The sequence below is a fragment of the Corallococcus sp. CA041A genome (assembly GCF_003612075.1).
GTDB lineage: Bacteria > Myxococcota > Myxococcia > Myxococcales > Myxococcaceae > Corallococcus > Corallococcus exiguus.
In genome coordinates this window covers 1-8,910 of record NZ_RAWF01000345.1, presented here as the reverse complement: position 1 = coordinate 8,910, position 8,910 = coordinate 1, and the positions used below count along the sequence as shown (strand labels likewise).

Sequence of the window (8,910 nt, the reverse complement as noted above, 5' to 3'; positions counted from 1 at the left end):
GCATCGTCGCGATTCCCCGGCCCGCGCCCCGCGTCGCTCCAGCGACCAGGGCCACCTGTCCTTCGAGTGGCTTCATGTCAGTGCTCCCCTTTCAAGCGCCACCATGCATCCCCAATCCTGACAACCCCTGTCATGATTCCCAGCCCAGGCTGCACCTCTCCCGAAACCCAGAGGGCCCATGCGCGCGGATCGCCTCGTCCACCTGTTGATGCGCCTCCAGTCCCGGCCCCGCAGCACCGTGGGCGAGCTGGCGCGCGAGCTCCAGGTCTCCAGCCGCACCGTGCACCGGGACCTGGACGCCCTCTCCACCGCGGGCGTCCCCGTCTACGCCACCCGAGGCGCCACCGGCGGCGTGGCGCTGATGGAGGGCTGGCGCACGCAGCTCACCGGCCTCACCCGCCCGGAGCTCCAGGCCCTGGCCACGGTGGGCGCTCCTGGAGCCCTGGACGACCTGGGCCTGTCCGGACCGCTGCGCACGGGACTGGTGAAGCTGGCCGCGGCCCTCCCCGCCCTCCAGCAGCCCGCGCTGGAGCACGCGCGCCAACGGCTCCACGTGGACGCCTCCGGCTGGTTCACCGGCCGCGAGCCCCTGCCGCACCTGGGCAAGCTGCGCGACGCCGCCTGGCAGGACCGCCGCGTGTCGCTGAGCTACCAGGACTTCGACGGCGCCCGCTCCCGGCGGACGGTGGACCCCTACGGGCTCGTGATCAAAGCGGACCGCTGGTACCTCGTCGCGGGCACGGACAAGGGCCCGCGCGTCTTCCGGGGCGGACGCATTGGCGACGTGCGGCTGCGCCCGCAGGGCTTCACCCGCCCGCAGGGCTTCGACCTGCCTGTGTTCTGGAAGGACTGGTGCGCGAAGTTCGCCACCGAGCGCCCCCGCTACGACGTCACGCTCTCCTGCACGCAGGAGGGGGAAGCAGCGCTGCGGAGGATGCGTCCCCCGGCCGACGGTGAGCGCATCGACAAGGCGCCCGCGGCACGCGGTGGGAAGCGGAAGGTGACGCTGGATTTCGAGCGGGAGTCCATCGCGGTCTCCCAGCTGTGCGAAATCGGGGCGGGCGTGGAGGTGCTCGCCCCGGAACCGCTGCGCCAACGGCTGGCCGCGCTGGCGGCCTCACTGCTGGCGCTCTACGGCGGGCCCGGCCGGAAGGGGCCGGGCCGCCGTCCCCGCTAGAAGTGCAGCGGGTGACCCAGCGTGGCCTCGGCGCCCTCGTGCATGATCTCGGAGAGCGTCGGGTGCGCGTGGATGGTGTGGGCCAGCTCCTCGGTGGTGATCTCCAGCTTCATCGCGACGCAGGCCTCGGCGAGCAGCTCCGTGGCGTGCGGCCCGATGATGTGGATGCCCAGCACCTCGTCGTACTTCTTGTCGGAGACGATCTTGATGAGGCCGACCGACTCGTTGGAGATGGCCGACTTGGTCACTGCGGCGAAGGGGGCGTTGCCCACCTTCACGTCGTAGCCGCGCTCCTTGGCCTTCTTCTCCGTGAGGCCCACGGACGCGACCTCCGGGTAGCAGTACGTGGCGGACGGCGTGAGGTCGTAGTTGATGGGCGCGGGGTTCTTCCCGGCGATGTGCTCCACCACCATCACGCACTCGGCGCTGGCCATGTGCGCCAGCATCGGCGTGGGGATGACGTCGCCAATGGCGTAGACGTTGGGCTCGCTGGTGCGGCACAGCGTGTCGACCTTGATGAAGCCGCGGTCCACCTGGACGGCCGTCTTGTTGAGGCCCACGTCCTCCGTGACGGGCGAGCGGCCCACCGCGGACAGGAGGATTTCGGCCTCGAGCGTCTTCGTCTCGCTGCCCACGGACATGGTGACGCGCACGCCGTCGGCGGTGTGCTCCACCTTCTCCACCTTCGCGCCCGTGTGAACGTCGATCTTGCGCTTCTTGAAGACCTTCTCCAGCTCCTTGGAGATGTCCGCGTCCTCGATGGGGAGCAGCGCGGGCATGTACTCCACGATGGCCGTCTGGCTGCCCACGTGGTTGAACACGGAGGCGAACTCGCAGCCCACCGCGCCGGCGCCCAGGACGATGATGCTCTTGGGGATGCGGTCGATGGTCAGGATGGAGTCACTGTTCATCACCCGCTTGTGGTCCACCGCCACGTTGGGCAGGGACTTGGGCACGGAGCCCGTGGCGATGATGATGTTCTTGGTCTCCAGGGTCTGCTTGGAGCCGTCCTCCGCCGTGACCTCCACCTTGCCCTTGCCGGCAATGCGGCCGTGGCCCTTCACCACGGTGATCTTGTTCTTCTTCATCAGGAAGTCGATGCCGTTGGCACCCTTCGTGACGACCTTGTCCTTGTGCTTCTGGGCGTTGGCCCAGTTGACGGTCGGGTTCGCCACATCGATGCCGAAGTCGGACGACTCCTTGATGTGGTGGAAGAGCGACGCCGTCCACAGCAGCGACTTGGTGGGGATGCAGCCGCGGTGCAGACACGTGCCACCCAGGCGCTTGTCCTTTTCGATGATGGCCGTCTTCAGCCCGAGCTGGGCCGCGCGGATGGCGCCCACATAGCCGCCAGGACCCGAGCCGATGATCACCACGTCGAAAGTCTCAGCCACACACGCCTCCGGTCATTTTTGCGGATGGAACTCGCGGGCGCTGATAACCCCCGGTCCCGGTCGGAATCAAGGAGTTTGCTCGTGCGTCGCTTCCCGCTCCACACGCTTCTCTTGATGCTAGTAGCGCTGCTGGCGTTCGCGCGCCTCTATTACGTGTCGCATCAAGCCCCGCCCGCTCCGGCCCCCGGGAAGGCGCCGGCCACGAAGCAGCCGGTGAAGATCACCCCGCCCGACCTGGGCCCCGCCGCGTGCCGGGGCCTGGACGCCGTCCTGGGGGACCTCCTCCAGCAGAGCGACGGGGGCACCGGAGGGGACGCGGGCACGGCCTGGAGTGACGCGCACCGGCAGCTGGGCGACTGCCCCACCCCTCCCGCCGCCGCCTGCGCCCGGGGCCCTGCCCTGGCCTCCCGAGCGCCGCTGACGGCGAAGGACGGCCTGCCCCGTGAGCTGCTCGCCACCCTCTGCGAGCGATGTGCGCCCGCTGACAATCCCTGCGGCCAGGCGGTGACGCAGGCGTTGCGGGAGGCCGCGCGCCGGGGGAACCCGCCCCTCCAGGAGGCAAGCTGGAGCCTGGAGCACGCGGGGCCCGCCCTAGGCGCGGCCTGCCAGGAGCTCGCGCGCCAGGCCGTGGGCCCCGCGGCCATGACAGGGGCGGAGGTGGAACCGCAGCTGCTGGCGCTCATGGAGGCCCTGGCACCCACGTGTGTGAAGACGGAGCAGTTGCCCCCGGCGCTCCTGAACGCTGCGGCGGTGCAGCAGGCCCGGCGGGCGCCCATGCTGGCGACGCTGAACACGGCGGGCACGGTGGAGACGAAGCCCATCAAGCCGGATCAGTCGACGGGGCCTGGGGATGCGTTCCGCGCGTTCGACCGGGACGAGCTGTCCGGAGTGAAGCTGCCCATGGCGGACGCGGGCACGGGGGCTGACAGCGCGCTGCGGCTGGGGTACGCCCCGTCGCTGAAGTACGTGGCGTCCTTCCAGGTGCGGGCCACGGGGCCGGGCTCCCTGCGGGCACACGTCCGCACTCCGGACGGCGTGGGGCACGCGGAGCCGGGGGGCAAGGGCTTCTTCGTGGATCCCACCGTCTGCCGCTTCCACGGCACGGGCAGGTGGGAGATCTGCAAGCCCGGGGTCCCCCTGCTCGACGTGGACGCGGTGAGCGTCCTTCCGGAGCGGCCGGGGGTGGAGTTGAAGGAACTGGAGATCATCGGCGCCCGGTAGGCACGGGCGCCATCACGCACGCGGCGTCGGAGGGGCTCCGACGTCGCCCGCGTGGTGCGTCAGGCGATGAGGCCGCGGTCGCGCGCCTGACGGAAGATGGAGGACGCGTCCTTCTTCAGCGCGGTGGACACGTCCTTGACGATGGCGTCCGCCGACTTGGCGACCGACAGGTAGTTGTCGAACGTGCGCGTGAGGATGAGCACGCCCGAGATGATGACTCGCTGCAGGTTGTGCTGCAGGTCCGTGCCCTCGTAGACGAGCCAGGACTGCTCACAGTAGCGGCGGCCCTCGGCGACCATCTGGTTCAGGTGCGCGCGCTCGGTCGCGTCGGGAACCTTCGCCTTGGGGCTGATGGACGCGATGTAGAGCACGTTCTGCCCCAGTCGCTGCGTCGCGTCCTCCATCTGCGCCATGATGGCCTGGACGTCGTCCTTCGTCGGCGGGTTGTGCCAGCGCGAGAAGAGGACGCGGTCGATGAGTTCGGATTGGTACGTGGCAGACACGAAGCCTCCGGGATGCGAACGCTGATGACGACGGGGCCGCTTCGTCGGGCACGGCCCGTGTCGCAGGCCGGAATCTGTACCAGGATCACAGAGGCGGTTGAAGAGTAGCGGACACACGCATGCACCTTTGGGGCGCCTGTGTGCCAGTCACGCTGTGAGGATGCAGTGCAGCTGGACAACTCCGCCTGGGTCGCAACCGACACGCCGGGGTATCCAGGGAGTTCAGGGCCGTTTCGGACGCGCGCGGGCGGCGAGGACGGCCTTCACGTCGTCCAGCGTGACGCCCAGGGCACGCACCGCGACGAGCGCGTGGAAGAGCACGTCGGCGGCCTCTTCCGCGGCCCGGTGCGTGTCCGCGTCCGCGCAGGCGGTGACGAGCTCCGCGGCCTCTTCCCCCACTTTCTTCAGGCGAAGGTTCCGGTCCTCCAGCAGGCGCCGCGTGTAGCTGGGCTTCGCGCCTTCGGGCTGGGGATCGGCCGCGCGAGCGGAGAGCGTCGCGTCCAGGTGCGCGAGCGCGTCCCAGCGGCCCTCGCCGAAGCAGGTCTCGTCGCCGGTGTGGCACGCGGGGCCGGCCTTGCGCACGCGCGCGAGCACGGCGTCTCCGTCGCAATCCGCGGTGAGTGAGACGACCTTCTGGGTGTTCCCGCTGGTGGCGCCCTTGTGCCAGAGGCCGCGCGTGCGGGAGCGGTAGTGCATCTCACCCGTGGCGAGCGTGCGCTCCAGCGCCTCGCGGTCGGCGTGCGCCACCATCAGCACATCGCCGGTGCTCGCGTCCTGCGTCACCACCGTCACCAGCCCCTGGCCCTTGTCGAAGTTCAACCGGGAGAGCTCCAACGTCATGGCTGGACTCCCGAGCGCAGCACCTCGCGTACGCGCTTCGACAGCGCCGCGTTGGTGGCGATGCCGTCACCGCCGAACGCCGTGCGCGTGCCCTTCCAGTCGGTGAAGACGCCGCCGGCCTCCTCGATGATGGGCTGCAGGGCCGCCGCGTCCCAGGGCGACAGGCCTTCGTCCACCATGACCTCCGCGCGGCCGGTGGCGACGAGGAGATAGCCGTAGCAGTCGCCCCATGTGCGGGAGAGGGACGCCTGCCGGGACAGCTCCTTCCAGGCCGCGCCCTTCGCGGGGTTCTGGAGGAAGCGCTCGTCGGTGACGAGCACCACGGCCTGCGCCAGTGAGTCCTGATCCGACACGCGCGCCGCGGATCCGTTCCAGAAACAGCCCAGGCCCGGGGACGCGACGACCAGCTCGTTCACGGCCGGGAAGTAGGCCGCGCCCGCGAGGATGGTCTCCCCTTCCGCCACCGCGACCAGCGTGCCCCACAGCGGCACGCCCCGGATGAACGTCTTCGTGCCGTCGATGGGATCCAATATCCACCGGCGCTTCGCGCCCGGCCGGGACTCGCCGAACTCCTCGCCCAGGATGCCGTCCTCGGGGAAGCGCGCCTCCAGCCATTCGCGAGCGGTCCACTCGGCGGTGCGGTCCGCCACCGTCACGGGCGTGCCGTCGCTCTTGGTGTCCACGGCGATGCCGCGCCGAAAGAAGTCCAGCGCCACGTCACCGGCCTTGCGCGCCACGTCGGCGGCGGCCTCCATCAAGTCTCTTGGGTCCGCGTTCATGTCGTGCTCCGGATGGCGATGCCGTTGTCGTTCAACAGGGACTTCAAGGCGCCCACCGTGGTGAGGCCGTCATGGAGGATGCCTGCGACGAGCGCCGCGTCCGCGGCGCCCAGGGTCAGGGCATCGCGCACGTGCTCCGCGCGGCCCGCGCCTCCGGAGGCGATGACGGGCACGTCCACGGCCTCGGCCACCGCGCGGGTCAGGTCCAGGTCATAGCCCGTGCGAGCCCCGTCCCGGTCGATGCTGGTGAGCAGCACCTCGCCCGCGCCGCGCCGGACGCACTCCTTCGCCCAGGCCACGGCGTCCAGGTCGGTGGGCCGCCGGCCGCCGTGTGTATAGACGCGGTAGCGGTCTCCCTCGCGCTTCGCGTCGATGCTGGCCACCACGCACTGGGCGCCGAAGCGCTCCGCGCATCCGGTGAGCAGCTCCGGCGTGGCCACGGCCGCGGAGTTGATGCTCACCTTGTCCGCGCCGGCCCTCAGCGCGCGGCCCACGTCGTCCACGGTGCGCACGCCTCCGCCCACCGTGAGCGGGATGAAGAGGCGCTCCGCGGTGCGCTGGACCAGGTCCCACAGCGTCTGGCGCTCCTCTGTGCTCGCGGAGATGTCCAGGAAGGTCACCTCGTCCGCGCCGGCCTCCTCATAGCGTTGGGCCAGTTCCACGGGGTCGCCCACATCGCGCAGTCCCTCGAACTGGACGCCCTTCACCACGCGGCCGCCCTTCACGTCCAGGCACACGATGATCCGTCGACGGAGCATCACTTCACCTCCAGGGAGACACTGCCCTTCATGCTGAAGACGACGCCGGAGTCCACCATCGCATCGCGCAGCGCGAGCCCCAGCGCCTTGAAGGCCGCCTCGGTGAGGTGGTGGCTGTCCTTGCCGCGAAGCACGCGCAGGTGGAGCGTGATGCGCGAGTGCTCGCAGAAGGAGCGCATCCAGTGCTCGTACAGCCGGTTCTTCAACGGGCCCCGGTAGAAGAAGCGCCCGCCCGCGTCCAGGCACGCCTGCACCAGGGCGTCATCCATGGGCAGGGTGCGCTCGCCGTAGCGCGCGGCGGTAGCGGGGATGACGCGCTGGACGGCGGTGCCCAGGGTGATGGCCACGTCCTCCATCAGGTGGTGGCGCAGGTCGCCGCGAGCGCGCAGGGTCAGGTCCAGCCCCGCGTAGCGCGCGAACGTGGCGAGCATGTGGTCGAAGAACTTGAGGCCCGTGTCCACCCGGGCCACGCCGGTACCGCGCGCCAGCTCCACCGTGACCTGGGTCTCCTTCGTTTCACGGACGACCGTGGTGACCGTGCTCATTGCGTGAACTCCCGCGCGACCGCGCGCGCATCCAACCGACCCGTGTAAAGCGCCATGCCCACCACCGCCCCGAATGCGCCCACCTTCGCCAGCGAGCGCAGGTCCTCGATCGTCGTCACCCCACCGGAGGCGTAGAGCCGGTGCCGGCTCGAACGGGCCACCTCCTCCATCAAGGGCAGGTCCACGCCGCCCAGCTGCCCCTCTTTGTGCACCGCCGTGACGAGCATCCCGCCCAGAGGAAGGGGCTCCAGCGCGGACAGCACGTCGCGGATGTCGCGAGCGCTGCCGGACGTCCAACCGCGCGTCACGACCTCACGGCCCTTCACGTCCGCGGCGACCACCACGCGGCCGGGGAAGCGCTCCGCGACCTCGGTGAGCCAGGCCAGGTCCTCGATGGCCCGGGTCCCCACGACGACCGAGGACGCCCCGCCCGCGAGCACCGCCTCCACGCGCGAGGCTTCACGAACACCGCCGCCCACCGTGAACGTGAGGCCCGGGGCATGCGACACCAGCCGGGCCACCGCATCCGCGTTGGAGCCCTTCCCCAGCGCCGCGTCCAGGTCCACGACGTGGAACGTGCGGAAGCCCAGCGCCAGCCACTGCTTCAAGGCATCCAGCGGATCATTCACGCGCACGCGTTCCGCCTCGTAGGAGCCACCCACGAGTTGCACGCACGCCCCTTCCCGCAGGTCGATGGCCGGGATGGCGATCATGAGGACACCTCCTGGAGAAATGCCTGCACGAAGCGCACGCCCGCGTGGGAGGACTTCTCCGGGTGGAACTGCACGCCCAGCACGTTCCCGCGCCGCACGGAGGCGGGGAACCGGTCGCCCTCGTGCGTTGTCCAGCCCACCACTTCGCTAGACTCCACGGCACGGCAGACAAAGCTGTGCGCGTAGTACACGGTCGACAACCGCGCGGGCTGGAGCGCCCGGTCCTCATCCACGTCGTTCCATCCAATCTGAGGAACGTGCCGCGCGGCCAGCCGGGTCACCCGGCCCGGGAAGTAGCCGAGTCCCTGCCCTGCCCCTTCGTCGCTCTCCTCGAAGAGCAGCTGCATGCCCAGGCAGATGCCCAGGCACGGCAGGCCGGCGTCCAGCGCCTTGCGCATCGCCTCGCGTCCCGGAGCGAGCCGCGCCGCCGCCGAACCGAACGCCCCGACACCGGGAAGCACCAGGACGTCGGTATCCAGTGCGCGCAGTGGATCCTCCTGCACGCGCACGTCCGCGCCGGGCGTGGTGGCCAGCGCCTTGATCAGCGAGTGCAGGTTGCCGGCGCCGTAATCGAAGAGGGTCACCCGCATCACAGCACCTCCTTCAGGGCCTTCAGCGCCGAAGCCATCATCGGCCAGGGACCGCAGCCGATGCGCAGCGCATCACCCACGCCCGTGAGCCCTTCGAACACCCGCACGTTCACGTTGCGCTCTCGCAGCGCCTCGCCCACCCACCGCGCCTCCGGCACGGGGACGAGGAGGAAGTTCCCTTCCGAAGGGAGTGGCTCCAACCCCAGCGCCTTCAAGGCGCCGCGCAACCGCTCGCGGTTCTCCACCGCCTCCGCCGCGCAGGCCTCCATCCACGGGACGTCATCCGTGAGCGCGGCCACTGCTACGGCCTCGCCCAGCGCCGTGTGCTTGTAGGGCCCCCGGGCCTTCTCCACCTCCGCCACCAGCGACGGCGCCCCAACGCCCCACCCC

General features: G+C 70.4%; 11 protein-coding genes. 2 read left to right on the top strand and 9 right to left on the bottom strand.

What is annotated here, in order from left to right; all coding sequences use genetic code 11:
- The first annotated feature begins 178 nt into the window (after positions 1 to 178).
- Positions 179 to 1,177 (top strand): YafY family protein, encoded by a 999-nt coding sequence (locus D7V77_RS37870; RefSeq protein ID WP_120581105.1) that lies wholly within the window; start codon positions 179 to 181, stop codon positions 1,175 to 1,177.
- Here D7V77_RS37870 and lpdA read toward each other — a convergent pair.
- A complete protein-coding gene (lpdA, locus tag D7V77_RS37865; RefSeq protein WP_120581104.1) occupies positions 1,174 to 2,571 on the bottom strand; it encodes a dihydrolipoyl dehydrogenase in 1,398 nt (465 codons plus the stop codon). The genes D7V77_RS37870 and lpdA overlap by 4 nt on opposite strands.
- Positions 2,572 to 2,652: 81 nt before the next feature.
- Between lpdA and D7V77_RS37860 the strand changes: the two genes are divergently transcribed.
- The gene (locus D7V77_RS37860) at positions 2,653 to 3,792 is read left to right on the top strand and encodes a hypothetical protein (RefSeq protein WP_233597482.1); all 1,140 of its coding nucleotides are present in this window, start codon (positions 2,653 to 2,655) and stop codon (positions 3,790 to 3,792) included.
- A gap of 59 nt (positions 3,793 to 3,851) precedes the next feature.
- Here D7V77_RS37860 and D7V77_RS37855 read toward each other — a convergent pair whose 3' ends face one another.
- From D7V77_RS37855 to D7V77_RS37820, 8 genes are all read right to left on the bottom strand, one after another.
- Positions 3,852 to 4,295, bottom strand: a complete 444-nt coding sequence (locus D7V77_RS37855; RefSeq protein ID WP_120562860.1) for a DofB protein — start codon at positions 4,293 to 4,295, stop codon at positions 3,852 to 3,854.
- A 222-nt stretch (positions 4,296 to 4,517) separates the two neighbouring features.
- Positions 4,518 to 5,135, bottom strand: a complete 618-nt coding sequence (gene hisIE, locus D7V77_RS37850; RefSeq protein WP_120581102.1) for a bifunctional phosphoribosyl-AMP cyclohydrolase/phosphoribosyl-ATP diphosphatase HisIE — start codon at positions 5,133 to 5,135, stop codon at positions 4,518 to 4,520.
- On the bottom strand, positions 5,132 to 5,914 hold the full coding sequence (hisN, locus tag D7V77_RS37845) for a histidinol-phosphatase (protein ID WP_120581101.1): 783 nt from the start codon (positions 5,912 to 5,914) through the stop codon (positions 5,132 to 5,134). The genes hisIE and hisN overlap by 4 nt, the downstream gene beginning before the upstream one ends.
- A complete protein-coding gene (gene hisF / locus D7V77_RS37840; RefSeq protein WP_120581100.1) occupies positions 5,911 to 6,672 on the bottom strand; it encodes an imidazole glycerol phosphate synthase subunit HisF in 762 nt (253 codons plus the stop codon). The genes hisN and hisF overlap by 4 nt, the downstream gene beginning before the upstream one ends.
- The gene (locus D7V77_RS37835) at positions 6,672 to 7,217 is read right to left on the bottom strand and encodes an imidazoleglycerol-phosphate dehydratase (RefSeq protein ID WP_120581099.1); all 546 of its coding nucleotides are present in this window, start codon (positions 7,215 to 7,217) and stop codon (positions 6,672 to 6,674) included. Before D7V77_RS37835 ends, hisF begins: the two co-directional genes overlap by 1 nt.
- Positions 7,214 to 7,930, bottom strand: a complete 717-nt coding sequence (locus tag D7V77_RS37830) for a HisA/HisF-related TIM barrel protein (RefSeq protein WP_120581098.1) — start codon at positions 7,928 to 7,930, stop codon at positions 7,214 to 7,216. Before D7V77_RS37830 ends, D7V77_RS37835 begins: the two co-directional genes overlap by 4 nt.
- The gene (hisH, locus tag D7V77_RS37825; RefSeq protein WP_120581097.1) at positions 7,927 to 8,520 is read right to left on the bottom strand and encodes an imidazole glycerol phosphate synthase subunit HisH; all 594 of its coding nucleotides are present in this window, start codon (positions 8,518 to 8,520) and stop codon (positions 7,927 to 7,929) included. Before hisH ends, D7V77_RS37830 begins: the two co-directional genes overlap by 4 nt.
- The coding region (locus tag D7V77_RS37820; protein ID WP_120581096.1) for an aminotransferase class I/II-fold pyridoxal phosphate-dependent enzyme at positions 8,520 to 8,910 on the bottom strand (391 nt) is incomplete at its 5' end. The genes hisH and D7V77_RS37820, both read right to left, overlap by 1 nt.

Coding starts and splice junctions, on each gene's coding strand:
- hisIE (WP_120581102.1), bottom strand. CDS start 5,135: ATGACGTTGGAGCTCTCCCGGTTGAACTTCGACAAGGGCCAGGGGCTG.
- hisH (WP_120581097.1), bottom strand. CDS start 8,520: ATGCGGGTGACCCTCTTCGATTACGGCGCCGGCAACCTGCACTCGCTG.
- D7V77_RS37830 (WP_120581098.1), bottom strand. CDS start 7,930: ATGATCGCCATCCCGGCCATCGACCTGCGGGAAGGGGCGTGCGTGCAA.
- hisN (WP_120581101.1), bottom strand. CDS start 5,914: ATGAACGCGGACCCAAGAGACTTGATGGAGGCCGCCGCCGACGTGGCG.
- hisF (WP_120581100.1), bottom strand. CDS start 6,672: ATGCTCCGTCGACGGATCATCGTGTGCCTGGACGTGAAGGGCGGCCGC.
- D7V77_RS37870 (WP_120581105.1), top strand. CDS start 179: ATGCGCGCGGATCGCCTCGTCCACCTGTTGATGCGCCTCCAGTCCCGG.
- D7V77_RS37835 (WP_120581099.1), bottom strand. CDS start 7,217: ATGAGCACGGTCACCACGGTCGTCCGTGAAACGAAGGAGACCCAGGTC.